Genomic DNA, 24544 nt, shown 5'->3' with positions numbered 1-24544 from the left:
AACGGCCCGGTTTTCCGGGCCGTTTGCATGTGTGGCGCTGCCGATGCTTCGCGTCCGAAGCCTGGTGGTTGCCCGTCGATGATCGACCACGTACGGCGGCCGCCTGCGCTATTCCGGCAGGCGCGCCACCGGCAGATGCCAGCCATAGCGGATGGCCATGAAACGCAGCCCGAAACAGACCAGCGCGCCGGTTGCCAGCGACCAGGCCTGCGGCGCGTCGAGCATGTGCCCGATCGCGACCAGGCCGCCACCGGCCAGCGCGGCGACCGCATACAGCTCGGCCTGCAGCACCACCGGCGTCCGCGCCACCAGCAGATCGCGCGCGATGCCGCCGCCGATGCCGCTGAGCATGCCGAGCAAGGTCGCACTGAGCGGGCTGAGCTGATAGTCGAGCGCCTTGCTGGTGCCATAGACCGCAAACAGCGCCAACCCAGCCGCGTCGAACAACTGCACCGGGTTACGCAGCCGTTCCACCGCCGCATGCCAGTAGAAACCGGCCACGCCGGCCAGGCAGGCGACCAGCAGGTACTGCGGATGCACCAGCGCGGCCGGCGGGGTGGCGCCGATCAGCACATCGCGCACGATGCCGCCGGACACCGCCGCCGCGCACGACAGCACCAGTACGCCGAACAGATCCAGGCGATTGCGCACCGCCACGGTCGCGCCGCTGAGGGCGAACACGAAGGTGCCGAGCAGATCCAGCAGAAACAGGAGAGTGGTCACGATCAGACTGTCGCATCAGGCCGCACAGCATCGCGCACGGCCTGCGGCGCTGTCATCCGTCCTTGCTGCTGGGCGGCGGGTCGTCGGTGGCACCGCCGAAGATGATGCGCGCGGCGCGCTGGTAGCTCCAGTACGCCATCGCCCAGTTCACCAGCACCACGAACCGGTTGCGGAAACCGATCAGGAAGTACACATGCGCGGCCAGCCAGAACCACCAGGCCACGATGCCGGAAAGCTTGAGCTTGCCCACATGCACGATGGCGGCCATGCGGCCGATCGTGGCCAGGTTGCCGTAGTCCTGATAACGGAACGCCGGTGCAGGCTGACCGCGATGGCGGGCGCGGATCGTCCTGGCGATGTGCTTGCCCATCTGCTTTGCCGCCGGTGCCACACCCTGCACCGGGCGGCCGTCCTGCTGGACCGAGGCCAGGTCGCCGCCGACGAAGATCTCCGGATGGCCAGGCACGCTCAGGTCCGGCTCCACCAGTACGCGGCCGGCGCGGTCCAGCGGCACGCCGAGCGTGCGCGCCAGCGGCGATGCGGCCACGCCGGCGGCCCATACCACGGTGCGTGCAGGCACGAAGGTCTCGCCGAGCTGATAGCCCAGCGCATCGATATGGCTGACCGGCGTGCCGGTGTGCACTTCCACCCCCAGGCGCTCGAGCTGCTTGCGCGCCTTGGCGGTGAGGTCGTCCGGGAACGAGGGCAGCACGCGCGGCCCGGCTTCGACCAGGCGCACGCGCGCCTGCTGCGGGTCGATATGGCGGAATTCGTTCTTGAGCGTGTGACGGGCGATTTCGGCCAGCGTGCCGGCCAGCTCGACGCCGGTCGGGCCGCCGCCGACCACGGCAAAACTCAGCCAGGCCGCGCGTGCGGCCGGGTCGGATTCGGCCTCGGCGCGCTCGAAGGCGAGCAGCAACTTGCGCCGCAGCACCAGCGCGTCGTACAGCGTCTTCAGGCCGGGCGCATGCTCGGCCCATTGATCGTTGCCGAAGTAGGCGTGAGTGGCGCCAGTGGCCAGCAGCAGCATGTCGTAGCCGAGCGTGCTGCCGTCGGCGAGCACCACCTCACGGCGGGCCGGGGCGATTTCGGCGACGTCGCCGAGCAGCACTTCGACGTTGCGCTGCTCGCGCAGGATGTGGCGCAGCGGCGCGGCGATATCCGGTGCCGACAGCCCGGCGGTGGCGACCTGGTACAGCAGCGGCTGGAACAGGTGATGGTTCTGGCGGTCGATCAGGGTGATGCGGATGCCGGGATCGTCGAGCGCGCGGGTGGCCCATAAGCCGGCAAAACCGCCGCCAACCACAACCAGGTGCAGCGGAGCTTGGGAGGGGGAAGAAGTCATCGTAAGGTCCGATGGAATGCGACGCGGGCGCATCAGCTTGCCGCATCGTCAATGAATAGGATGCGTGCGCATGACGCGTCTACGGCATCATGTCGTCTCTCATTCAGTCATCCGGTCACCGCATGTCGTCGCTGCCACCTCCCTTGCCGCTGCCGCCGTCCCCGCCGCCGATGCCGCCCGCACCGTCATCCGCCGCGCGGCCGAAAAAGAGGATCAGCAGCGTGACGATCGGCCTGCTGGGCTGCCTGTTGCCGCTCGCGGTGGTGGTGATCGGCGCCTTCGTCTGGTTGATCGTAACCGGGTGGTCGCTGTTTGCCGATCAGGCGCGCACCGCCCTGCAGGACGATGCGGTGATGCAGGCACAGATCGGCCAGATCCACACGATGCGGTTGGATCTGTATCGCACCAGTCTTGCGCCGGGCATCGATGACTTCGTCTTCGAGGTGGAAGGCGAACGTGGCGGTGGCCGGGTGCATGCCACCCTGGTCAGCGAGGGCGCCGATCGCGAACTGCTGACTGGCGGCGTGCTCACGCTGCACGATGGCCGGTACTTCCCGCTGGGCGGCACGGACGGCGGCGCTCGTGGCATCGACGTCGATGCCAACGATTTCTACAAGGAATGACCATGATCGACAATCCCGACAAACGCATCGCCTTGCTGATCGATGCCGACAACGCGCCGGCCGGCAAGATCGATGTGGTGCTGGCCGAAGTGGCGCGCTATGGCGTGGCCAACGTGCGCCGTGCCTACGGCAACTGGAAGAGCCCGCACCTGAAGAGCTGGGAAGCGGCGCTGCACGAATATGCGATCCGGCCGATCCAGCAATTTGCCTACAGCTCGGGAAAGAACGCCTCGGACATGGCGATGGTGATCGATGCGATGGATCTGCTGTACGCGCGCAATCTGGATGGCTTTGCGATCGTCTCCAGCGATGCGGATTTCACTCCGCTGGTGATGCGTCTGCTCACCGATGGCATGAAGGTGTACGGCTTCGGCGAGAAGAAAACCCCGGCGCCGTTCGTCAATGCCTGTTCCAAGTTCACCTATGTCGAAGCGCTGGGCGAGCAGGCGGCAGCGGCCAGCGACACCGCCGCCGGCCGCAAGGACGCCACCGCGCTGCGCGGCGACACCCGGCTGGTGCAGATGCTGCGCAATGCGATCGACAGTGCCTGCGAAGACGATGGCTGGGCGCATCTGGGGGCGGTGGGCAAGCAGGTGGCCAACCAGGCCTCGTTCGATCCGCGCAACTACGGCTATCGCAAACTCAGCGACCTGGTGCGTGCGATCGGCCTGTTCGAGATCAAGCAGGACGAGCAGGCCTTGTGGGTGCGCGATGCGCCCAAGGGCGGGCGGGCGAAAGCGGCGCAGCCAGCGGCCGCTGTCGCCACGCAGGCGTCCACCGCGAAGCGTCCGGCGCGCACGACGCCCAAGCCGGCAGCGGGGAAATGAGGGTGACCGACGCTGCAACGCAATCGGCTGCAGGCAGCGCCTCGATCACGTTATGGGGGCGGCGCAATTCCAGCAATGTGCGCAAGGTGCTGTGGTGCGCCGAAGAAGCCGGCCTGCCGTATACCTCGATCGAAGTCGGCGGTGCGTTTGGTCGCAACGACACGCCCGAGTATCGCGCGTTGAATCCCAACGGTCTGGTGCCGACGATGCAGGATGGCGACTTGGTGCTGTGGGAGTCCAATGCGATCGTGCGCTACCTGGCTGCGCAATATGCGCCGGCCCTGTATCCACAGGCACCGGCCGAACGCGCGCTGGGCGATCGCTGGATGGACTGGGCCACCTCGACGTTTGCCGGCGTGTTTCGCGACCTGTTCTGGGGCGTGCTGCGCACGCCGGAGGCCGAGCGCGATCCTGCGCGCATCGCCGCGGCCCTGACGCGCTCGGGCGAACTGCTCGCACGCGCGGATGCGGCGCTGGCGCAGCAACCGTATCTGTCCGGCGCGCAATTTGCGATGGGCGATATTCCGCTCGGCAGCTTCATCTACGCGTGGTTCGAAATGCCGATCGAGCGGCCCGAGCTGCCGCATCTGCAGGCGTGGTACCAGCGCCTGCGCGCGCGGCCCGCGTACCAGCGTGGGGTGATGACTGCGCTGACCTGAGTTTCGCGCCACAGCTCAGGCCAGCGTGGTTCATGGCAAGCACCGCACGCGCCGCCGACCCAACACATTGCTGCAAATACGTGGGCCTTGTACATCGCGCGGCCAAGTAGCTCGCGGTGTCGTAGGAGCGCACCTGGGTGCGATGGCATTCCCGGTAACGCCACATCGCGCCCAGGTGCGCTCCTACAACACCTGGGTCTGGCTGCTGCGCTGCCCCGCGTGCGATACGCCTGCACTAATACAGATCGATCGGATCCACATCCAGCGACCAGCGCACGCGGCGCGCCTGCGGCAGCGCATAGATCGCGGGCAGTTGCGCGTCCAGCAAACGATGCAGCGCCGAACGTTGTTGCGCGGACAACAGCAACTGGGTGCGCTGGAAACCGGCGCGGCGCGGCATCGGTGCGGGCATCGGGCCGTAGCATTCCACTGCGGCAAACGCGGGCGATTGCGCGGTGCTGTCTGCGGTGGTCAGGCCGCGCACCGCCAGCAGGAATTGGTTGGCCGCGGCCACGTCTTTGGCCTCGGCGCGGAACAGCGCCAGATGCGCGAACGGCGGAAATCCCGCGGCCTCGCGCTGCTGCAGTTCGGCATCGGCGAAGGCGTGGTAACCGCCGTTGACCAGGGTCTGCAGCAAGGGGTGTTCGGGGTGATGGGTCTGCAGCCAGACCTCGCCGGGGCGGTCGGCGCGCCCGGCGCGTCCGGCCACCTGGATCAGCTGCTGGGAGAGTTTTTCGGCGGCACGGAAGTCGGCCGAGAACAGCCCTTCGTCGATGCCGACCACCACCACCATGGTCAGCCGTGGCAGATCGTGGCCCTTGGCCAGGATCTGGGTGCCGACCAGGATGCCGGCCTCGCTGCCCAGGCGCGCCAGCTGGGTCTCCAGCGCATCGCGGCGCTGGGTGGTGCTGCGGTCGATGCGCACCACCGGAAACTCCGGGAATGCTTCGGTCAGGCGTTCTTCCAGCCGCTCGGTGCCGATGCCTTGCGGCTGCAGCGCCAGGCTGGCACAGGCCGGGCAGGCCAGCGGTGCCGACTGACGTGCGCCGCAGTGATGGCATTGCAGGCGCCGCCCGCCGGCGTGCACGGTCATCGGGGTCTGGTGCAGCGGCGTGCTGCAGCGCTGGCAGGCGGCGGTCCAGCCGCAGTCGTGGCAGAGCAGCACCGGCGCATAGCCGCGGCGGTTCTTGAACACCAGCACCTGCTCGCCACGCGCAAGGGTGGCGCCGATGCCGGCCAGCACCTCCGGCGACAGGCCGTCCTTGAGTGGGCGCTTGCGCACGTCGAGCACGCGCACGCGCGGCGGACGCGCCTCGCCGGCCCGGCGCGACAGGCGCAGATGCCGGTAACGACCGGAATAGGCGTTGTGCAGGCTTTCCAACGACGGCGTGGCGCTGCCCAGGATCACCGGCACATCCAGCGCCTTGCCGCGCACCAGCGCGAAGTCGCGGGCGTGATAGCGGATGCCGTCCTGCTGTTTGTAGCTGCCGTCGTGTTCTTCGTCGATCACGATCAGCCCGGCATTGGGCAGCGGGGTGAACACCGCCGAGCGCGTGCCGACGATCAGCTTGGCTTCGCCGCGCCACGCCGCCGCCCACACCCGTGCCCGCTCGCCATCGGACAGGCCCGAATGCAGCGCGTGCACCGGCACGCCCAGGCGGGCGCGGAAGCGGCCCAGGGTCTGCGGGGTCAGGCCGATCTCCGGCACCAGCACCAGCGCCTGGCGACCGGCCGCCAGGCAGTCGGCGATCGCTTGCAGGTAGACCTCGGTTTTGCCGCTGCCGGTGACGCCATCGAGCAGATAGGTGGCAAAACCGCCCTGCGCACGGATCGCGTCGGCGGCGGACTGCTGTTCGTCGTTGAGCTGCGGGCCGCTGCCGGGGCGGGGCGGGATGCTGTCGGCCGGCACCGCCACGCGCTCGGCATGGCCGCGCTTGGCCAGGCTGCGTGCGGCCTGCCGCCACTGCGGCAGCAATGGGTCCAGCTGTTCTTCGCCCAGCGCACCGGTGAGCAGCAGGGCGGCCAGCAAGGCGGGGCGGCTGCCGGCGCGCAGGCTGGCGGTACCGCTGCGCCCGGCCTCGGTAAGCTGCCAGGCCCAGGCGTGGGTGTCGGCCAGCGGCTCGCCGCGGCGCAGCGGGCCGGGCAGGGCGCTGGACTGGGCCTCGCCCAGCGGGGCGTGGGTGTAGCGCGCCAGCCACTGCAGCGAACGGGCCAGCTCCTCGACCAGCAGCGGCGCGTCGTCGCACCATGCCAGTGCCGGGCGCAGCCCCTCGGCGGAGGCCAGCTGGCCGATCTCCACCACCACCCCGACCAGCTCGCGCGGCCCGAACGGCACCCGCACCCGGCAGCCGACCCGCGCCGGGTCGGTCAACGGGGCATCGGCCGGAGGCAGATAGTCGAACAGTTGGGGCAGCGGCACCGGCAGGGCGACGCGCAAGGTGGCGACGGTCGAAGACATCCGGCCAGTCTACCGACCCTGCCCAGTACCCGGCAGACGCTGATCGATCGCCCTCGAATCGGCGCTTCGGCTTACGACGCGTTTGTGTGATCGAAGTGATAAATCCGACGTAAACCTATGTGAGGGTTGAGGAAACGGGTTTATCCACACTGCCTGTGGATAAACCTGTGAATTAGTCTCGTGCTCCACGCTGTGAAGGCGGATTCACTAGACTCTGCAACCTCTTGGACATTTTTTCACCAATCGGCTTAAGTTTATAAGGATCAATAACTTAGGCGTGAAACACGAATGCAACAAAGAAAAATCAACAGTTGACAGACGCCTGCGCATCGGCATGTCTGCCGCTGTGCACAACCCGCGCGGGTGAGGGCGGTCGATGGCATCCGGGCGCAGCGCAGCCGGGTCGATCTGTCAAGCCATCGGCGAGGCGCGATTGCGTCGGTATCATGCCGGCCGATGCTGGAGTTCCCATGACCGTAATCCCCGACGCCCCCGTCACCCCTGCCGCGCTGTCAGCTTTCCTGCGCGTTGTCGAACGCCGGGGTCTGGTGCTTGCACACCTGCAATGCGGCGATGGCGCGATGGCCGAGCGGGCCCTGGCGGCGGCGTTGCGGGCGTTCAGCAGCCAGGCGGCGGGTCGCCCGATGGCCGGCTGGCCGATGCGCTTCTGGAGCCTGCTGGCAACCGCGCCACCGCTGCGACGCGAGCCCATGCCGGGAACCTGGTTGCCGCCGTTCACCGCGCTAGGGCGCATGCAGACCGGCGACCGGCTGGCGCTGTTGCTGCGTATCGTGGCCGGACTGGAAGAGGAGCCTGCCAGCGAGGTGCAAGGCATCGAGGTGGCGGCCTATCGGCAGTCGCTGGCCCGCGCCTGTCCGCGCGATGCGGCCGGCAATCCGGATGCGCAGGCCTGGCGGGCGCTGGCCGAGGCGGCGCAGCAGGAGTTGCGCGAGCTCAGCCCGGCGCAGGTCAGCCGGCTGGCACAGCTCCGCGAGTCGGCCCTGGCCGGCATGCCGCTGCAGCCTGTCGCGGCCGCGCTCGTGGCCACCGCCGAGTCGCGCCGCCCGGCCGCGCCGCGCACCCGTCCTGCGCGCCACTGGCAGTGGCCACGGATCGACCGCCGCCACGCCGGCCTCGTGCTGGCCGTGCTGGCGTTGGCGCTGCTGCTCGCGGTGCTGGGCTGGTGGTGGACGCACCGCCGCCCGGCCCTGCCGCCCGAGCCGGTCTCGCAGGCCCCGGCCGGCGTGCTGCATGTCACCGATGCCGCGCCGGTGCTGGTGGAAGAGCTTCCCGCCGCCGACTTGCCGGATGCAGTGGCAAGCCCCGGCCTGGATCCGCGCGACCAGGCGATGCTCGCCGACCCGGACCTGGAACTGGCGCGTTCGGCCGATTTCTACGCCTGGTATGCGGCCGGCCACCCGGTGCCGGCCGACGAATCCGGCGCGCATGCCACCGCCGCCGGCCAGCCTGCCGCCACCCTGGAGACCGTCGATGACGACAATTAAGTGGTGCGGCCTGCTGATGGTGGCCGCGGTCGGCACGGCCGCCGCGCAAACCCTGCCGGCGCCATTGGAAGAAGGCAACGCGCCTGCGTCATCCGGCATGCCGACGCCCGTAGCCTCCACGGCCGCCACCCCGAGCGCTGCGCAGCAACGCGCGCGCTGGGACGCATTGACGCCGGCCCAGCGGGCCGAGCTGCGCGCCCGCTATGCGGCCTGGAAAGGGCTCACCGCCACCGACCGGGTGGTCTTGCGGCAGGCACGCGAACGTCTGCATGGCTTGCCCGACGACCAGCAGCGCGCGTTGCGCACGCAGTTCACCGCGATGGATCGCCTGCATCGCGATGGCTGGCGCCTGGGCTCGCAGCTGGGCGCGTTCTATCCGCAGTTGCAGCCCTTGGTCGGCTACGTGCCGCCAGCGCAGCGCGACACGCTGCTGGCGGCGCTGCGCAGCCTGGATGCCGGGCAGCTGGAGCAATTGGCGATGCTGGCACAACGCACCCCGCCGCAGGAGCGCGATGGCTTGCGCGATGCCCTGCTTGCGCAGGCGCCGGCAACGCGCAGCGCCTGGTTGAAGCGCCAGCTGGCGCGCTAATCGGCAGCGGCGGGACAGCGCCGTTGCAGCATCCCTGCGCTGATGTCGTCTCCCCGCATCGTCGATGCCGGAAACCGAGCCTGGGGCATGCGGGGCTGCCGCCCTCGGTGATGGGTGTGCGAAGCGACGATCGTCACGAAGGACATGGACCACGCTGAAACCCAGGCATCCCCGTTCCGGTGACCAGCCACGCCGGCCGTTCGCCGCCGCGCACCTGCCGCCGCGCGCGTTCCCGGCGTGGCCTGGCCGCCGACAGCCGCTGCCCGCGTCGCAAGTGCGGGTAAGATAGCGGCCCCACGCGACCCGGTGCCAGCGCCTCCCGGCACGGCCGTAGTCCGCGCAGCGATCGGTTGTCATGTCTGTCTCTCCTGTACCCACGTCCGCGACGCCGCGCTTCGCCGCGGAAGTGCGCACCACCGGCCTGCTCGCATTGCCGCTGGTGCTCGGCCACGTCTCCACCGGCCTGATCGGATTTGTCGACAACGTCATCGCCGGTCACCACGGCACCGCCACGCTGGCGGCGGTCACCATCGGCACCTCGCTGCTGTGGCTGCCGATGCTGGTGCCGATCGGCACGTTGATCTCGTTGACCGCCTCGGTCTCGCAACTGCGCGGTGCCGGTCACGAGCGCGAGATCGGCCCGCTGTTCCGCCAGGCCCTGTGGCTGTCGCTGGGACTGGGCGCGGTGATGTTCGCGTTCCTGAGTGCGGTGCCGCCGCTGCTGCCCACCTTCGGGATTGCGCCGGACATCGTGCCGGGCGCGACCGACTTCCTGCATGCGGTGCGCTGGGGCGGGCCGGCGCTGACGTTCTACTTCTGCATGCGCTATCTCAGCGAGGGCATGCACTGGACCCTGCCGACCATGCTGCTGGGCTTTGGCGGCCTGCTGGTGCTGGCGCCGCTGGGCTACGCGCTGACCTATGGCAAGTTCGGCTTTGCCGAGCACGGTGCGCAGGGGCTGGGCATGGCTTCGGCGATCACCATGTGGGTGCAGGCCAGCGTGTTTGCGCTGTATCTGTGGCGCTCGCGGCGCTTCGCGCATCTGCAGTTGTTCGCCCATTTCGAGGGGCCGCGCTGGCGTGCGATCGGCGATCTGTTGCGCACCGGTCTGCCGATCGGCATCACCGTGCTGATGGAAGGCGGGCTGTTCATCGTCACCGCCTTGCTGATCGGCCGGCTCGGCTCCACCGAAGCGGCCGCTCACCAGATCGCGATCAACGTCGCGCAGCTGTGTTTCATGATTCCGATGGGCGTGGCCGAGGCGACCACCGTGCGGGTCGGGCATGCGGTCGGGCGCGGCGATCCGCTCGGCATGCGGCGTGCGGCCTGGGCCGGTTACGCCATCGTGCTGGGCACCCAGGCGCTGTCGGCCAGCGTGCTGTTGCTGGGCCACGATGCCATCGTGAGCGTCTATACCGACGATGCGGCGGTGGCCGCGCTGGCCTCGGTGCTGCTGCTGTTTGCCGCCACGTTCCAGTTTCCCGACGGCATCCAGGTGCTTTCCAGCGGCGCGCTGCGGGGGCTCAAGGACACCCGTGTGCCGATGTTCCTGGCGATGTTCTCGTACTGGGGTGTCGGCATGCCGATCGGGGCCGGGCTCGGCCTGGGGCTGGGATGGGGGCCGCAAGGCATGTGGATCGGCCTGATTCTGGGCCTGACCGTGGCATCGGTCCTGATGGGCTTGCGCTTCCGGCAGACCAGCCGGCGGCTCACTGCCGGCGCGGCCCCCTGACTTCCAGCGCATGCCGCGCGTGCCGCGCAGCCGGTATGCTGGACACCATTGACTTGTATGCAGCGTCTTTCGACGGAGTTTTCCATGAACCACCCCGTGCGTCGCAGTCCCATCGCCAGTTTCTTCGTCGGCCTGTGGGATGTGATGAATTTCACCCGGCGCCTGATCTTCAACCTGGTGTTCTTCGGTTTCCTGTTCCTGGTGCTGCTGCTGTTCGTGGTGGCGATTGCGCGTGGCGACGGCAGCAAGCCGCTGGCCGAGCGCACTACCCTGGTGATCAACCCCGAAGGCACATTGGTCGAGCAGTTCAGCGCCGATCCGGTGAGCCGGTCGCTGGCCAAGGCGGTCGGCGACAAGAGTGCCGAGGAAGTGCAGCTGCGTGACCTGGTGCGGGTGATCGAGGCGGCCGGCAAAGACCGCAAGATCGAACGGGTGGTGTTGAGCCTGGATAAGTTTCAGCCCTCCGGTTTCGCCTCGCAGCGCGAAGTGGCCGCGGCGTTGCAGAAGCTGCGCGCCTCCGGCAAGCAGATCGTCGCCTTCAGCGAAAGCATGAGCCAGGGCCAGTACCTGCTGGCCGCACAGGCCAACGAGGTCTATCTCGACCCGATGGGCAGCGTGCTGCTGGAAGGACTTGGCCGCTATCGGCAGTATTTCCGCGAGGGCCTGCAGGACAAGCTCGGCGTGGACGTGCATCTGTTCCGCGTGGGCGAGTACAAGTCCGCCGCCGAGCCGTACATCCTCGATGCCGCTTCGGCCGACGCCAAGGAAGCGGACCTGTTCTGGATGAACGATGTCTGGCAGCGCTACCTGGCCGATGTCGGCAACGCGCGCAAGCTGAGCCCGGCGCAGCTGACCGCCGGTATCGACACCCTGCCCGAGGGCGTGGCCGCGACCGGTGGCGATCTGGCCAAGTTCGCGCTGCAGCAGAAGCTGGTCGACGGGCTCAAGACCCGCGAGGAAGTCGATGCGTTGCTGACCAAGCGCGGCGTCGCCGACAGCGATGCCGACAGCGGCTTTCGCAACATCGGCTTCAACGATTATCTGAGCCAGCTGCAGGCGCAGCGCTCGCCGATGGACAGCCGTCCGCAGGTGGCGGTGGTGGTGGCCGCTGGCGAGATCAGCAGCGGCGAGCAGCCGGCCGGTCGTATCGGGGGCGAGTCCACCGCCGCGTTGCTGCGTCAGGCGCGCGACGATGAGGAGGTCAAGGCGGTGGTGCTGCGCGTGGATTCGCCCGGCGGCGAAGTGTTCGCCTCCGAGCAGATCCGTCGCGAGGTGGTCGCGCTCAAGCAGGCCGGCAAGCCGGTGGTGGTGTCGATGGGCGATCTGGCCGCCTCGGGCGGTTACTGGATCAGCATGAATGCCGATCGCATCTATGCCGACCCGTCGACCATCAGTGGCTCGATCGGCATCTTCGGCATGGTGCCCAACCTGACCCGCGCGCTGGACAAGATCGGCGTGCATACCGATGGCGTGGGCACCACGCGGTTTGCCGGCGCCTTCGACATCACCCGGCCGCTGGACCCGGCCGCCGGCCAGGTGATCCAAGCGGTGATCAACAAGGGCTACGCCGACTTCACCGGCAAGGTGGCGCAGGCGCGTCACCAATCGGTGGATGCCATCGACAAGGTCGCACGCGGTCGCGTGTGGAGCGGTGCGCAGGCCAGGCAGCATGGCCTGGTGGACGCGTTCGGCGGCATGTCCGAAGCGGTGGCAGATGCGGCCGACCGCGCCAAGTTGAGCCGCGGCAAGTTCCGCGTGCGCTATGTGGAAAAGCCGGCGACGCCGTTCTCGCAGTTCATGAGCGGATTTGCCGGCAGCCGCATGGGCGCCTGGATGCTGGGCGATTCGGGCATGGCGCGCACACTGCTGGCGCGTTCGCTGCCGGAAGTGGATACGCAGCTGCGCTTCGTCGAAGACGCCGTGCACGACAGCAAGGCGGGCGGCACCCCGGTCAAGTCGCTGGCGTACTGCTTCTGCGGGTTCTGACGCGGCAGGTTTGCAGCATGATGGATCGATAACGCCGGCTTCGTGCCGGCGTTATCGTGTCTGCGCCAGTGGCGCCTGTGTCATGCAGCGTCGGCGCGTTTCCGCAAACAGCGCATCAAGCGCGAATGCCGGAGCCCGCGCGTCATTTCGACTGCCTGCCGCCGTCTACGACCTACGTCCGCGACGCGCTGGCGTGATGCGATGCGCTCACTGCGTGGCCGCATCGATCGCCTTGCGTTGATCGTCTGCAGCGTGATCGGTTGCCGCCTGCACTGCGTGCGCCTTGTTCAACGGCTCCTGGATGTGGTCGCGCAGGGCGGTGGCCTGCGGCTCGGGCTTCTGCTCGGTGGGTGCAGGTTGCGGTCGCTGACAGGCGCCCAGCAGCAACGTCAGGCTGGTCGCAAGAATCCAATGCCGTTTCATCGTCGTGACCTCGCTCGGGGTGGCGGTATCCTAACGCCCGGGCCGCAGGCATGCGTCAATCGCGCTGCCGCGGCCGTTTCCTGCGGCTTGAAAGAGGATCACCCACGTGACAACCCATCGTTGGCGGCTGGATGGACAGACCGCGCTCATCACCGGCGCCAGCGCCGGCATTGGCTTTGCCATCGCGCGCGAATTGCTGGCCTTCGGTGCGGATCTGCTGATGGTGGCGCGCGATGCCGATGCGCTGGCGCAGGCGCGCGACGAGTTGGCCGAGGAATTTCCCGGGCGCGAACTGCATGGGCTGGCCGCCGACGTGGCCGACGATGAAGAGCGGCGCGCGATTCTGGATTGGGTGGAAGACCATGCCGATGGCCTGCATCTGCTGATCAACAACGCCGGCGGCAACATCACCCGTGCGGCGATCGATTACACCGAAGACCAGTGGCGCGGCATCTTCGAAACCAATGTGTTCGCCGCTTTCGAGCTGTCGCGTTATGCGCATCCGTTGCTGACCCGCCACGCGGCCTCGGCGATCGTCAACGTCGGCAGCGTCTCCGGCATCACCCACGTGCGCAGCGGTGCACCGTACGGCATGACCAAGGCCGCGTTGCAGCAGATGACGCGCAACCTGGCGGTGGAATGGGCCGAGGACGGCATCCGCGTCAACGCGGTGGCGCCGTGGTACATCCGCACCCGTCGCACCTCCGGGCCGTTGTCGGATCCGGATTACTACGAACAGGTCATCGAGCGCACCCCGATGCGCCGCATCGGCGAACCGGAAGAAGTCGCCGCCGCCGTCGGCTTTCTGTGTCTGCCGGCAGCCAGTTACATCACCGGCGAATGCATCGCAGTGGATGGCGGGTTCTTGCGTTACGGGTTCTGACACGCCTGCGCGCGTGGTGACGCGGACAGTGCGTGTGCATGGCACCGGAAGATGCGCAGGCATGCGCCGAGCCGACGGCGCGCCTGTCCTGTCCGCTGGCGCCTGCGCGCAATGCAGGCGACAGCGCAGCCGGCCCGCTTGCGTGCGGCTCACTGCACTGTGCATGTCATCCGGAGACCGCTGACGGTTGCAGTGGCTCGAAAGAATCAGCCCGGCAAGCACAGCGCCGGCACGCTGGCTGCTGTGCGCTGCATCGCCGGTTGCAGCATCACGGCGTGGCGGACGGATTCGCGCAGCGGCTTTCGTCCAGCACCCGACGCATCTGCGCGTAGCGCTGCTTGCGCTCGGCCGATTGCGCCTCGTCGGAGAAATGCCAGGTCGATTCGGCCTGCTCGGCACGCTGACGCCAGGCCTCGCACAGGGTCTGGTCCGGCACCGGTGCGCAGCGATCGGTGACCACTTCGCAGGCGCTGCCGCCGCCGGTCGCCGGCCCACCCGCCAGGTTGGTGGTCTGCATCGGCAGGCAGCGCGTGGCCGGCTCGCGGTCTTCGGTGAAATAGCGCCCGTTGTCGTGCGCGGTGCATTCGAACAAGGGTGGCGGTGGCAGCGTGGATATCGAGGACGTGGCAGCTGGCGTCGGTGCCACCGGTACCGGTGGCGCAGCCGGGGCGGCAGCGGAGACATCGGCCTTAGGCGTGGTCCGCGGCTGCGTCGCGGGCGCTGTACGCGCAGGCGATGCTGCGCCCGCGACGCCCGGCGTCAACGGCACCGCGGCCGGTGCCGTCATCAGTTTCTTTTGCTGCTGCATGCCTTTCGGGCACGGCATGTTCTGCACGGTAAGCGCGCCGCTGGGATCGGTGCATCGATAGATCGCCACTTCCTGTGCGCCGGCCACCGAGGCAGACGCCAGCAATGCCGCCCCTAGCCAGCGCTTCATGCGCCGCCGCAATCGCGCTGCAGGCGCGCGTCGATGCCGCGCTGTTCGCGGCTGAGGTCCTGGCGCTCGCTCTGTAAGGCGTTGTTGTAGCGGCGGATCAGTTCCCAGCGACGGTCGGCCAGGCGCGCGCAGACTTCCTGTTCGGGCAGGGCATGGCATTGATCGCGGATCTGCACGTTGCCGTACGGCACGATCACCGTGCCGCCGTAGCCGCCGCCGTTGTAGCCGCCTTGGTAGCCTCCCTGATAACCGCCGCCGCTGAAGCTTGCGCTGCCGCGCAAGCTTCCACCGCGACCGGCGCTTCCCTGCACCGACATCGCCGGGCGTGGGCGGACCGATATCGGCGGACGCTGGATGCCGCCGCCGTTGACCGGTGGGGCAATGCCATTGCCCACATAGGCCGGGCCCCAGGTCGGCACCCAGCGCGGATTGCCTTCCGGGCTGTCGCTGGTATAGCGGTCGCCGTCTTCGGTGGTGCACTCGTACATCGGCTGCGGCGGCTGCACGGTGACGATGCGCACCTCGCGCGGTGGCTGCGTGGCGACGGCGGCCGGGGCGGCAACGGCGCGCTGCGGTCGTGGTGGCGGATCCTGCGGGCGCTGCAGGTCCAGCACCTGCTGGCGGCCGCTGCTGCATGGCGCATCTTGCAGGGCGACGGTACCGGTGCTGCTGACGCAGCGGTAGATCCGCACATTCGGATCCGGCTTGCTGGCGGTGCTGGCCGCCGACGCAGGCAGCGCGGTGGCCAGCAACAGGAGGGTCAGGATGGTACGCATGGCCGCAGTGTGCGCGTCTGCCCGGCTGTGGGCAAAGGGGGGCAAGGCGTCAAGGGCCAAGCGCGCCGACAGGCGGCGCGCGGCGGCTGCTCAGTCGCGCAGGATCTGGCCGCTACGGGCGTCGCGGATCTGGGTCGGTTGCGCCAACGCGCCCACTTCGCCGTCCGTCACCCCGTCGATGCTGGCCAGCAGAGCCGGGTCCAGCGCCTGAAAGCTGCGTGCGGGTGGCTCACCTGCCAGATTGGCGCTGGTGGACACCAGCGGGCCGCCCCAGGCCGTACAGAGCGCGGCGACCAGCGGGTGTGCGCTGATGCGCACCGCCAGCCCGTCATGCGCGCCGGTGACCCAGCGCGGCGCCTGGGCGGTAATCGGCAGGATCCAGGTATGCGGGCCCGGCCAGCTGGCCAGCACCTGCTGCTTGCGGGCCGGTGCCAGCGCGTCGAGATCCACCCAGTCGTGCAGCACATCCACGCTGGCGGCGACCACGATCACGCCCTTGTCGACCGGGCGCCGTTTGATCTCCAGCAGCCGCAGCACGGCGGCCTGCTGGCGCGGGTCGCAGCCCAGTCCCCATACCGCTTCGGTGGGATAGGCAATCACGCCGCCCCGGCTCAGGGTGGCGACTGCGCGGTCCGGGCTGAGCGTGTGCTGCATGCGGCGCCCTTAGCCTGCGGCCTTGCTCACGGTCTTCTTGACCACGCGCTTGGTGGCCTTCTTGGCAGCGGCCTTCTTGGCCGGCGCCTTCTTCGCCGCGGTCTTGGTGGCCGTCTTCTTTACCGCGGTCTTCTTGGCTGCGGCGTCCTTGGCCTCCTTGGCCGAATCCTTCACCGCGTTCTTCTTGAGCGTGGCCTTCTTGGCGCCGAAGCCCTTGCGCACCGGCTTGCCGGTGTCGGCCAGCAGCTGCTGCACCTCTTCGAACGTCAGCGACGCCGGCTCGCGATCCTTGGGAATCTTGCCATTGAGCTTGCCATCGCTGATGTACGGGCCGAAGCGGCCATTGAGCACCTGGATGTCGCTGCCTTCGAAGTCCTTGATCACGCGGTTGCGCGCGATCTCTTCCTTCTCCTCGATCAGGAACACCGCGCGCTCCAGATCGATGGTGTACGGGTCGTCCTCCTTCTTCAGCGAGGCATAGACGCTGCCGCGGCGCGCGAACGGGCCGAAGCGGCCGATGCCGACGCTGACGTCCTGTTCCTTGTCCTGGCCCAGCGCGCGCGGCATCTTGAACAGTTCCAGCGCGTCTTCGATGGAGATCGAGTAGATGCTCTGGCCCGGTCGCAACGAGGCGAAGGTGGGCTTTTCCTCGTCTTCGACGGTGCCGATCTGCACCATCGGGCCGAACCGGCCGATGCGCGCGCTGACTTCCTTGCCGCTGACCGGGTCGGTGCCCAGCACGCGCACGCTGCCAGCGTCGGTCTTGTCCAGCGAATCCTTCTTGTCCTCGACCAGTTCCTTGAACGGGCCCCAGAACTTCTCCATCAGCGGGATCCACTCTTCCTCGCCACGCGAGACCGCATCCAGCTCGTCTTCGAGCTTGGCGGTGAAGTCGTAATCCACGTAACGGGTGAAATGCCCCGACAGGAACTTGGACACGGCGCGGCCCACGTCGGTGGGACGGAAGCTGCGGCCTTCCATCTCCACGTACTTGCGGAACTGCAGGGTCTGGATGATCGAGGCGTAGGTGGACGGCCGGCCGATGCCGTATTCCTCCAGCGCCTTGACCAGCGCCGCCTCGGTGAAGCGCGGCGGCGGCTGGGTGAAATGCTGATCGGTGACGATGCGATCCAGCGGGATGTTGTCGCCGGCCTTCATCAGCGGCAACTTGCGGCCCTCGTCCTCGTCCTCGCTGCTCTTGGTGTCCTTGCCTTCCTCGTAGACCGCCAGGAAGCCGGGCACCACCACGGTGGTGCCGCTGGCGCGGAACACGTGCGCGCTGCCGGCCGACAGATCGACGCTGACGGTGTTGAGCGTGGCCGGGATCATCTGGCAGGCCACTGCGCGGCGCCAGATCAATTCGTACAGGCGACGCTCGTCGTCGGACAGGAAGCGTGCCACCTGCGCCGGGGTGCGCAGCGCCGAGGTCGGGCGCACCGCTTCATGCGCTTCCTGTGCGTTCTTGGACTTGGTGGTGTAGGCGTTGGGCTGGTCCGGCAACGAAGCGGTGCCGAAATCGCGCGCGATCACATCGCGGATTTCCGACAAGGCGTCCTGCGACAGGTTCACCGAGTCGGTACGCATATAGCTGATCAGACCGACCGAGCCTTCGTCGCCCAGCGCCACGCCTTCGTACAGCTTCTGCGCCACCTGCATGGTCTTGCGGGTGGTGAAACCGAGCTTGCGCGAGGCTTCCTGCTGCAGCGTTGAGGTGGTGAACGGCGGGGCAGGGCGACGCTTACGCTCCTTGCTGGCCACATCGGTGACATGCAGCACGCCTTGCGCGGCCTGCTGGATGCGCAGCCGCGCCGCTTCGGCGGTATCGCCATCGGTGACGGTGAACTGCTCGAACTTCTGCCCGTCCAGCTTGATCAGGCGCGCATTGAACGGCTGCGACGGATGCCGGCAATGCGCATCGATGGACCAGTATTCGCGTGCGATGAAGGCTTCGATCTCTTCCTCGCGCTCGACGATCATGCGCAGCGCCGGCGATTGCACGCGGCCGGCCGACAGCCCGCGCTGCACCTTGCGCCACAGCACCGGCGACAGGTTGAAACCGACCAGATAGTCGAGTGCGCGACGGGCCTGCTGCGCATCGACCAGATCGGCCGCGATCGCGCGCGGCTTGAGCATGGCTTCCTTGATCGCGCGCGGGGTGATCTCGGTGAACACCACCCGCTGCATCGTCTTGTCCTTGAGCAGTCCACGCTCTTTCAGGATCTCGGCGATGTGCCAGCTGATCGCCTCGCCCTCGCGGTCCGGGTCGGTCGCCAGATAGATGTCGTCGGCGCCCTTGGCCGCGCGCGCAATGGCTTCGACATGCTTCTCGTTCTTTTCGATCAGGTCGTAGCGCATCGCGAAGCCGTTGTCCGGATCGACCGCGCCTTCTTTGGGAACGAGATCGCGCACGTGCCCATACGAGGCCAGGACGGTGAAGTCCTTGCCGAGGTATTTATTGATCGTCTTGGCCTTGGCAGGCGATTCGACGATGAGCAGGTGCTTGGGCATGGTGGCGAATTCTTTGGGCAGAGCCCGGGGGGCGGGTAGCGTGGCCTAATTGGCCGGTGGAGGGAAGCAGATCGAATGGTTCCCACAGGTCAACGCCCGGGAAACGAGCCCGGGCGTTCAGTTCTCTTATTAGAAAGATCACGGCGGACGCCGCCGTGTCAAGCGGCCAGAGCCGCCAACTGCTAGCTCTGGCTCATTCCGATGGCGGCGAGCAGGAAGGCGACCGCCACGACCGTGAGCACCAACAGCACCGCATAAATGGCCAGGACCACGATGGTGACCGTGTCCAGACCCCTGGATTGCCGCTCCGGGTGATCCGTGAACGCCCAGCGGTCCACCACCAGGGTGTCGCACACCTTGTCGTGCGGAGCCTGCTTGCGCGTGGTCATGCCGGCCATGAACGCCGCCACGATCATGCCGATGCCCAGGGTGAGCACAGTGATCAGCATGTAGGCCAGATAGCGCAGCACATTGCGCCAGAAACCGACCCGGCCGCCGTTGCTGTCGGCGCGCACCAGCTTGATGCCGCAGGCGAGCTTGCCCAGGCTGGCCTGGTGCCGGCTGGACTGCATCCAGGCGAAATACAGCGTCGGGATCGCCAGACCGATGCCATAGGACATCACCAGGATGGCGATGCCGAGCGCGCTGCCGTCGTCCAGCGCCGAACCGGAATCGCCCCGGGTGGTCGCCAGCGCCACGACGAACACCAGCGGGACCACGATCAGGTACACCGCAAAGCTGGTGATCAGGCTGTCCAGGATGCTGGCGGCCACGCGCCGCCACAGGCCAGCGTAGACGACCGGGGCATCGCGCAATGCGACGCTTGCCGCGGGCGCGGCGACGGAATCCCAGGCGCCTGGAAGCGGCGCGCCGGCCGGTGGTTGCGACACGGCATGCGCGGGTGTTGCAGGCGCGTGGGAGGTGTCGGTCAGGAGCGGGCTCGATGCCGCCGGGGTTGCCGCAGGGTCTGCCGGCGTGGTGGGCCACGCCGCTGGATCTGTCAGCGCAGTCTGCCCGCTCGGCGGACGCTGCAGGTGGTCGGCTACGGCAGGGTGATCGGCAAGCCCGGAGTCGGACCGCCCGAGCGCAGCGTCTGCCGCCGGGCCGGCAAACGGCGCATCTGCGGCAGGCGTGTGATCCACCGCGATGCTGGTTGGGTGAACCGTCGCCTGCGGCTCACTGTGCGCAACGTTCACCGGCACATCTCCGACGCTCGGCGCGGCGGGCGCTGGCACCGCGGTGTCGATCCCCAGCTCGGCCGCGACCTCGCCCAGTGCGACCCATTGCGGCAAGCCTTCGCGCCAGACCAGGCTGGATGCATCGATCAGGCCTTCCGACAGGCGCGCGCGAAGCGTGCCCGTGTCCACCGGCCCCTGGCGCTCGCGTTGTGCGTCGGCGTAATACCACTGCGTCATTGAAGTCCCCTTGCGTGAAACGATTGACTAGCCGCGGCAGTCCGGCGGAAGTTGGTTGTCGTCGATCTCGGAGCTGCACTGCCAGCTGCCGGCGTCCGCGTCGAAATCCAGCCACAGCGCCTTGCCGTCGATCCTGGTCATTTTCGGCGCATGCAGCAGCGCCTCGACTCCGCAGTCGGTGGTGTCGAAACGGCCGATCTGCACGCTGGTCAGGACATCGGTTGCATACTGCTCGGGCGCGAGAAAGCCGGTGTCGCCGTTGACCGGGCAACGGCCCTGCTGCGCCAGAAATTCGGCGATCTGCGGCTTCAAGGGCGCCAGTGCCGTGATCGCCTGGGCGACCTTGGTGCGCGCGGTGTAGTCCTGGTAAGCCGGCAGCGCGATCGCAGCCAGGACGCCGATCATCGCCACCAGCACGAACATGCCCACCACCGCGCCCAGCACCAACGCCAGCGGCCAACCCGGGCCGTTGCTGGGCAGGCGATGCACTGACGAAGAGGGTGCACTGGCGGCGGCGTTGTGAACAGCCGCTGGCGGAACCGGCGGCAGGGGCGGCGGCTGCGCTGCGGCGCGCAGATCGGTGGACATCGGTGGCCCGAGCTCGTCGGCGCACGCAGACAGCGGCACCCAGCGGGCAAATCCGTCGCGCCAGACCAAGGTGTCCAGCGCGATCGCGTGATCGCGATACAACGCCAGCAATGCCTCGTCGGCCACGGGGCCACGCCGATGGCGGTTGCCTTCGGCGTAATACCAACTGCTCATTGCCGTTCCCTCGCACGCTTCCGTTGCGGCTTCCGCCTCAGTGTACGGGTTCAGGCTCGTCCAGGAACATCTGCGTTTCCATCCAGGCGTAGGCCGCTTCGGCACCCGGCTGGTTGAACAACACCATCAAGACCACCCATTTGAGGTCGTCCAGATCCAGTTCGTCCTGATCCAGCGCCATGGCGCGGTCCAGTACCAGCTCGCGCTGGTCGGCGTCGAGGATGCGGTGTTGCTCCAGGAAAAGCAGAAAGCCACGGCAGTCCACGTCGAGCTTGTCCAGCTCCGGGCCGTGATAGATGCGTACCGGTCCATCGACATGCGGGCGCGCGACACTGGGCCGCTGCTCGGAGAGCGCGTCCAGCCAGTCGAAGGCTTTGCTGATTTCTGCGGGACTGAAACCGGCCTGGATCAGGCCATTCTGAAGCGAGTCACGGTCGCGGACCAGGTCCGCATCTTCGCTGAAATAATGTTCGAACAGGTACAGCAGTACATCAAGAATGCTCTCTTTCATTGCCCCTCGGCCTGCGTCGCGCGACGCTGTGGAGGTGAAGAAACTAGGGATTGCGGGTATAGCGACCGTGCTCGGTGACCACGTCTCCCTCCAGTTCCATGATGAGCAGCATGGAGGACAGCGTGGCGGCCGTCAATCCGGTGCGTTCGACCAGGGAATCCATAGGGGTTGGGTCGTGGCCGAGCGCCTGCCACAAGCGCTGGTAGTCCGGATCCGGGCGCGCCGGGCCGGCCTGCGGCGGTGTCCTGGCCTGATCAGTGGGGGCGGCCAGGCGCTGGCGCAAGGCGTTTGCCAGTTCGCCCGACAGCAGGCGCAGGCCGTCGATGACCTGGCCCGGCTCCTGCGCCAGGGTGGCGCCCTGCCGGATCAGGTGATGGCAGCCACGCGCGAGCGGGTTGTGCAGCGAGCCGGGCAGGGCGAACACCTCGCGCCCTGCCTCCGCTGCCAGCCGCGCGGTGATCAGCGCGCCCGAGCGCATGGCCGCCTCCACCACCAGGGTGCCCAGTGCCAGCCCGGCAATGATCCGGTTGCGGGCCGGGAAGTGTGCCGCGACCGGCCCGGTGCCGGGCAGGTACTCGCTGACCACCGCGCCACGCGCGGCGATGCGATCGCGCAGGAAGTGGTGATTTGCCGGGTAGGCCACATCCGCCCCGGTGCCCACCACCGCCACGGTGATGGCCTCGGCGCTGGCAAGCGCGGCCTCGTGTGCGATCGCGTCCACGCCGGCGGCCATGCCGCTGACGATGGCCAGCCCGGCGCAGGCCAGGCTGGAGGCGAATGCGCGGGTGTGGTCGCGGCCGCCGGCGGTGGCGGAGCGGCTGCCGACCACGGCCACGCCCGGGTGCCAGAGCGCGTCCGGGTCGCCGTCCACGAACAGGGCCAGCGGCGGATTGACGATGTGGCGCAGCAGGGCGGGGTAGTCGGGATCGTTCAGGCCGATCAGGTGATGGCCCGGCTGCTCGCACCACTGCAGGGCGACGTCCAGGCTGCGCGCATCGGGAGCCTGCAGCCGGGCCGCCTGCAGCTCGTCGCAGCCGGCGGCACGCCAGGCCTGGGGCCCGGCGGTCAGTATCTCGGCCGGACTGGCGAAACAGCTCAGCAGCGTGTTGCGCGGCGGGCTGCGGCCACCCGCCAGGAGCAGGGTCAGGAGTGCGCGCAGGTCGGAAGTGGGGAGGGCCATGCGTCAAGCCTGGACCGCAAACGTCGACGGCGCCCTCAGGCGCCGTCGCATTACCGCATCGGAATTTTTGCTTACTGCGCGTCGGGATGCTTGACGAAGTAGCCCAGGCCGGTCGGCTTGACGCTTTCCATCACCAGCGCATAGCTGACCTTGTCGAAGGTGCGGAACACCATCGCGTGCGAGGCGTATTCGTCGGGCAGACCGACGGTGGAGCCGGCCGGGCCGCTGAAGTCGTCGTCGGCCCGCGAGAAGCGCGAGTGCTTGACGCGGTCGCTGACCGTGCGGCCCTTGCGCCAGATCGAGAACACCGTGCCGTTGTTGATGCCCTCGCGGGCACCGCCGGAGATGGCGATCACATCGCGGGTGCCGCCGACGGTGAAGGCGTCGGAGATGGCCAGTACCCGCAATTCGGTCTGCAGGGCCTGGTCCGACGGCGGATGCGGGATGAACTGCAGGTCGTAGGGCTGCGCCTCGACGGCGACGATGCGGTCGCCGGCGCGTACTTCGCGGCCGCTGTCCTGCAGCAGCAGGGTGGCCGCCTTGGAGTTGCCGCCCGCCGCGCTGCGCGTGATGGTGCCGACATTGACCTGCGCCAGTTCGTAGCCGAGGAACTCGCGGCGCGTGCTCGGCGCGATGTAGTTCTTCCAGATGTTGCCGGCGCCTGCGGTGATGTTGCCGGCCGCGTCGAGGTCTTCGTTGTGCTTGGGCAGGCTGAACTTCACCGTCGGGCGTACCACCGCAAAACGCTGGCCCGGCTGTGCATCGTCCAGGCCCACCACGTAGGCCACCTGGCCGGTGGTGGCGCGCGTGCGGCCGCCTTCCAGACCCACCACGTACGGTAGCTGGTCGAAGTCGTCGGTGACGCGCAGGTTCTTCAGGAACGGCTCGACATCGGCCAGCGGAATCGCGTTGATCGGCGCTTCCTGGCGCGGGCCGGCCTGGACGGTGCCCTTGGCGACGCGATCCAGGTAGGCCAGGCTGATCACGTCGCCCGGATAGATCAGGTGCGGATTCTGGATCTGCGGGTTGGCCTGCCAGATTTCCGGCCACAACCACGGTTTTTGCAGGAAACGTCCAGCGATGTCCCACAGGGTATCGCCCTTGCGGACCACGTAAGTGTCTGGATGTTCGCCCACCGCTTGCGCGGCAGCGTAGGTCGCGACGGTCAGCATCGCCGCAGCGACGACCGTACGAAGTCGGTTCAACATGAGTGCCTTCTTGCCTGATTCCCCAACAGGTCTGCGCACTATAGTCCAGAAACCGGGGCGTCACGCAAGCATTGCGCTAGAATGACAGCGTCTTGCCGGCGCAGCGCCGGTGTTCCCCAGACGGGTAATCCCATGGCTTTGCTCCCTATCCTCGAATTCCCCGACCCGCGGCTGCGCACCAAGGCCGCGCCGGTCGACGCTGCCGAGCTCACCAGCCCGGCATTCCAGACCCTGCTCGACGACATGTTCCAGACCATGTACGAGGCGCCCGGCATCGGCCTGGCCGCCAGTCAGGTGGACGTGCACAAGCGTTTCATGGTGATCGACGTCAGCGAGGAAAAGACCCTCCCGCAGGTGTTCATCAACCCGGAGATCGTGAGCAGGCAGGGCGAGCAGGTGTATCAGGAAGGTTGCCTGTCGGTCCCGGGCATCTATGCCGATGTCGCCCGCGCCGATGCGATCACCGTGCGCTATCTCGACCGCGAGGGCAAGGCGCAGGAACTGAGCACCGATGGCCTGCTGGCGGTATGCATCCAGCACGAGATGGACCATCTGGACGGCAAGTTGTTCGTCGATTACCTGTCGCCGCTCAAGCGCGAAATGGTGCGCAAGAAACTGGCCAAGCAGCGTAAGCACGTAGCCTGAGGGCCGGGATTGGGGATTGGGGATTTGGGATTGGGGATTGGTGAAGCGGGTTTTTCTGGCTGCTTGCCGGATCCGTTGGTCCCCATGCCCAATCGCCAGGCGCGGCGCTATTGCGTGCGATTGAGGCGATGGCGCAGGCAGTCGCTGCGCGCGCTCCGCGTACTCGGAGGGGGCGAACTTCGGGATTGGGAATGT

The 24544-nt window shown here is 68.0% G+C and carries 22 protein-coding genes; 9 read left to right on the top strand and 13 right to left on the bottom strand.

The features are described 5' to 3' along the window. Window positions 1-108: 108 nt before the first annotated feature. Entirely contained in the window at window positions 109-723 is a 615-nt protein-coding gene (locus XarjCFBP7645_RS05465; protein ID WP_104536482.1) for a trimeric intracellular cation channel family protein, read from the bottom strand. A 52-nt stretch (window positions 724-775) separates the two neighbouring features. Further along, a complete protein-coding gene (locus XarjCFBP7645_RS05460) occupies window positions 776-2068 on the bottom strand; it encodes an NAD(P)/FAD-dependent oxidoreductase (protein ID WP_104536481.1) in 1293 nt (430 codons plus the stop codon). Window positions 2069-2289: 221 nt separating this feature from the next. Here XarjCFBP7645_RS05460 and XarjCFBP7645_RS05455 point away from each other — a divergent pair, with 221 nt between their 5' ends. Genes XarjCFBP7645_RS05455 through XarjCFBP7645_RS05445 form a run of 3 tightly spaced genes read left to right on the top strand, consistent with a single transcriptional unit; the run spans window position 2290 to window position 4177 of the window. After that, on the top strand, window positions 2290-2691 hold the full coding sequence (locus XarjCFBP7645_RS05455) for a hypothetical protein (protein WP_146096271.1): 402 nt from the start codon (window positions 2290-2292) through the stop codon (window positions 2689-2691). After that, the gene (locus XarjCFBP7645_RS05450) at window positions 2688-3518 is read left to right on the top strand and encodes an NYN domain-containing protein (protein WP_166773929.1); all 831 of its coding nucleotides are present in this window, start codon (window positions 2688-2690) and stop codon (window positions 3516-3518) included. Before XarjCFBP7645_RS05455 ends, XarjCFBP7645_RS05450 begins: the two co-directional genes overlap by 4 nt. After that, window positions 3515-4177 carry a glutathione S-transferase family protein gene (locus tag XarjCFBP7645_RS05445; protein ID WP_104536479.1) on the top strand — a complete coding sequence of 221 codons (663 nt, stop codon included), beginning with the start codon at window positions 3515-3517 and terminating at the stop codon, window positions 4175-4177. The genes XarjCFBP7645_RS05450 and XarjCFBP7645_RS05445 overlap by 4 nt, the downstream gene beginning before the upstream one ends. 235 nt (window positions 4178-4412) lie before the next feature. Here XarjCFBP7645_RS05445 and XarjCFBP7645_RS05440 read toward each other — a convergent pair whose 3' ends face one another. Beyond that, window positions 4413-6635, bottom strand: a complete 2223-nt coding sequence (locus XarjCFBP7645_RS05440; RefSeq protein ID WP_104536478.1) for a primosomal protein N' — start codon at window positions 6633-6635, stop codon at window positions 4413-4415. 470 nt (window positions 6636-7105) lie between these two features. Here XarjCFBP7645_RS05440 and XarjCFBP7645_RS05435 point away from each other — a divergent pair, with 470 nt between their 5' ends. The 4 genes from XarjCFBP7645_RS05435 (at window position 7106) to sppA (ending at window position 12447) form a co-directional block, all read left to right on the top strand. Further along, on the top strand, window positions 7106-8140 hold the full coding sequence (locus XarjCFBP7645_RS05435) for a hypothetical protein (protein ID WP_104536477.1): 1035 nt from the start codon (window positions 7106-7108) through the stop codon (window positions 8138-8140). Then, window positions 8127-8729, top strand: coding sequence for a DUF3106 domain-containing protein (locus XarjCFBP7645_RS05430; protein WP_104536476.1), 603 nt, complete (start codon window positions 8127-8129; stop codon window positions 8727-8729). The genes XarjCFBP7645_RS05435 and XarjCFBP7645_RS05430 overlap by 14 nt, the downstream gene beginning before the upstream one ends. Before the next feature lie 355 nt (window positions 8730-9084). Continuing rightward, entirely contained in the window at window positions 9085-10461 is a 1377-nt protein-coding gene (locus XarjCFBP7645_RS05425; RefSeq protein ID WP_104536475.1) for an MATE family efflux transporter, read from the top strand. Between the two features lie 84 nt (window positions 10462-10545). Continuing rightward, window positions 10546-12447 carry a signal peptide peptidase SppA gene (gene sppA / locus XarjCFBP7645_RS05420; protein WP_104536474.1) on the top strand — a complete coding sequence of 634 codons (1902 nt, stop codon included), beginning with the start codon at window positions 10546-10548 and terminating at the stop codon, window positions 12445-12447. A 207-nt stretch (window positions 12448-12654) separates the two neighbouring features. Here the strand turns inward: sppA and XarjCFBP7645_RS05415 are convergent, their stop codons facing one another. After that, a complete protein-coding gene (locus XarjCFBP7645_RS05415; RefSeq protein ID WP_104536473.1) occupies window positions 12655-12870 on the bottom strand; it encodes a hypothetical protein in 216 nt (71 codons plus the stop codon). Window positions 12871-12976: 106 nt separating this feature from the next. Between XarjCFBP7645_RS05415 and XarjCFBP7645_RS05410 the strand changes: the two genes are divergently transcribed. Next, window positions 12977-13753, top strand: a complete 777-nt coding sequence (locus XarjCFBP7645_RS05410) for an SDR family oxidoreductase (RefSeq protein ID WP_104536472.1) — start codon at window positions 12977-12979, stop codon at window positions 13751-13753. Window positions 13754-14021: 268 nt separating this feature from the next. On the opposite strand, the gene XarjCFBP7645_RS05405 is transcribed toward XarjCFBP7645_RS05410, so the two are convergent. The 9 genes from XarjCFBP7645_RS05405 to XarjCFBP7645_RS05365 all read right to left on the bottom strand — a co-directional run bounded on the left by XarjCFBP7645_RS05405 (window position 14022) and on the right by XarjCFBP7645_RS05365 (window position 23704). Continuing rightward, window positions 14022-14690, bottom strand: a complete 669-nt coding sequence (locus tag XarjCFBP7645_RS05405) for a hypothetical protein (RefSeq protein ID WP_104536471.1) — start codon at window positions 14688-14690, stop codon at window positions 14022-14024. Next, window positions 14687-15466 carry a hypothetical protein gene (locus XarjCFBP7645_RS05400; RefSeq protein ID WP_104536470.1) on the bottom strand — a complete coding sequence of 260 codons (780 nt, stop codon included), beginning with the start codon at window positions 15464-15466 and terminating at the stop codon, window positions 14687-14689. Before XarjCFBP7645_RS05400 ends, XarjCFBP7645_RS05405 begins: the two co-directional genes overlap by 4 nt. Before the next feature lie 90 nt (window positions 15467-15556). Then, window positions 15557-16120 carry a Sua5/YciO/YrdC/YwlC family protein gene (locus XarjCFBP7645_RS05395; protein WP_104536469.1) on the bottom strand — a complete coding sequence of 188 codons (564 nt, stop codon included), beginning with the start codon at window positions 16118-16120 and terminating at the stop codon, window positions 15557-15559. 9 nt (window positions 16121-16129) lie between these two features. After that, window positions 16130-18628, bottom strand: a complete 2499-nt coding sequence (locus tag XarjCFBP7645_RS05390) for a DNA topoisomerase I (protein ID WP_104536468.1) — start codon at window positions 18626-18628, stop codon at window positions 16130-16132. A 182-nt stretch (window positions 18629-18810) separates the two neighbouring features. After that, complete coding sequence (locus tag XarjCFBP7645_RS05385; protein WP_104536467.1) at window positions 18811-20043, bottom strand: RDD family protein; 1233 nt, start codon at window positions 20041-20043, stop codon at window positions 18811-18813. Window positions 20044-20070: 27 nt separating this feature from the next. Then, on the bottom strand, window positions 20071-20805 hold the full coding sequence (locus XarjCFBP7645_RS05380; protein WP_104536466.1) for a pilin: 735 nt from the start codon (window positions 20803-20805) through the stop codon (window positions 20071-20073). A gap of 37 nt (window positions 20806-20842) precedes the next feature. Continuing rightward, window positions 20843-21316, bottom strand: coding sequence for a DUF494 family protein (locus XarjCFBP7645_RS05375; RefSeq protein ID WP_003484452.1), 474 nt, complete (start codon window positions 21314-21316; stop codon window positions 20843-20845). Between the two features lie 43 nt (window positions 21317-21359). Continuing rightward, window positions 21360-22496 carry a DNA-processing protein DprA gene (gene dprA / locus XarjCFBP7645_RS05370; protein WP_104536465.1) on the bottom strand — a complete coding sequence of 379 codons (1137 nt, stop codon included), beginning with the start codon at window positions 22494-22496 and terminating at the stop codon, window positions 21360-21362. Between the two features lie 71 nt (window positions 22497-22567). Beyond that, the gene (locus tag XarjCFBP7645_RS05365) at window positions 22568-23704 is read right to left on the bottom strand and encodes a LysM peptidoglycan-binding domain-containing protein (RefSeq protein WP_104536464.1); all 1137 of its coding nucleotides are present in this window, start codon (window positions 23702-23704) and stop codon (window positions 22568-22570) included. A gap of 132 nt (window positions 23705-23836) precedes the next feature. Here XarjCFBP7645_RS05365 and def point away from each other — a divergent pair, with 132 nt between their 5' ends. Continuing rightward, on the top strand, window positions 23837-24349 hold the full coding sequence (def, locus tag XarjCFBP7645_RS05360; protein ID WP_104536463.1) for a peptide deformylase: 513 nt from the start codon (window positions 23837-23839) through the stop codon (window positions 24347-24349). Window positions 24350-24544: the final 195 nt, after the last annotated feature.

It is taken from the genome of Xanthomonas arboricola, assembly GCF_002940665.1.
Lineage (GTDB): Bacteria > Pseudomonadota > Gammaproteobacteria > Xanthomonadales > Xanthomonadaceae > Xanthomonas > Xanthomonas arboricola_B.
Note: the sequence above shows the minus strand (reverse complement) of the source record. Positions and strands in the feature narration are given on the sequence as shown.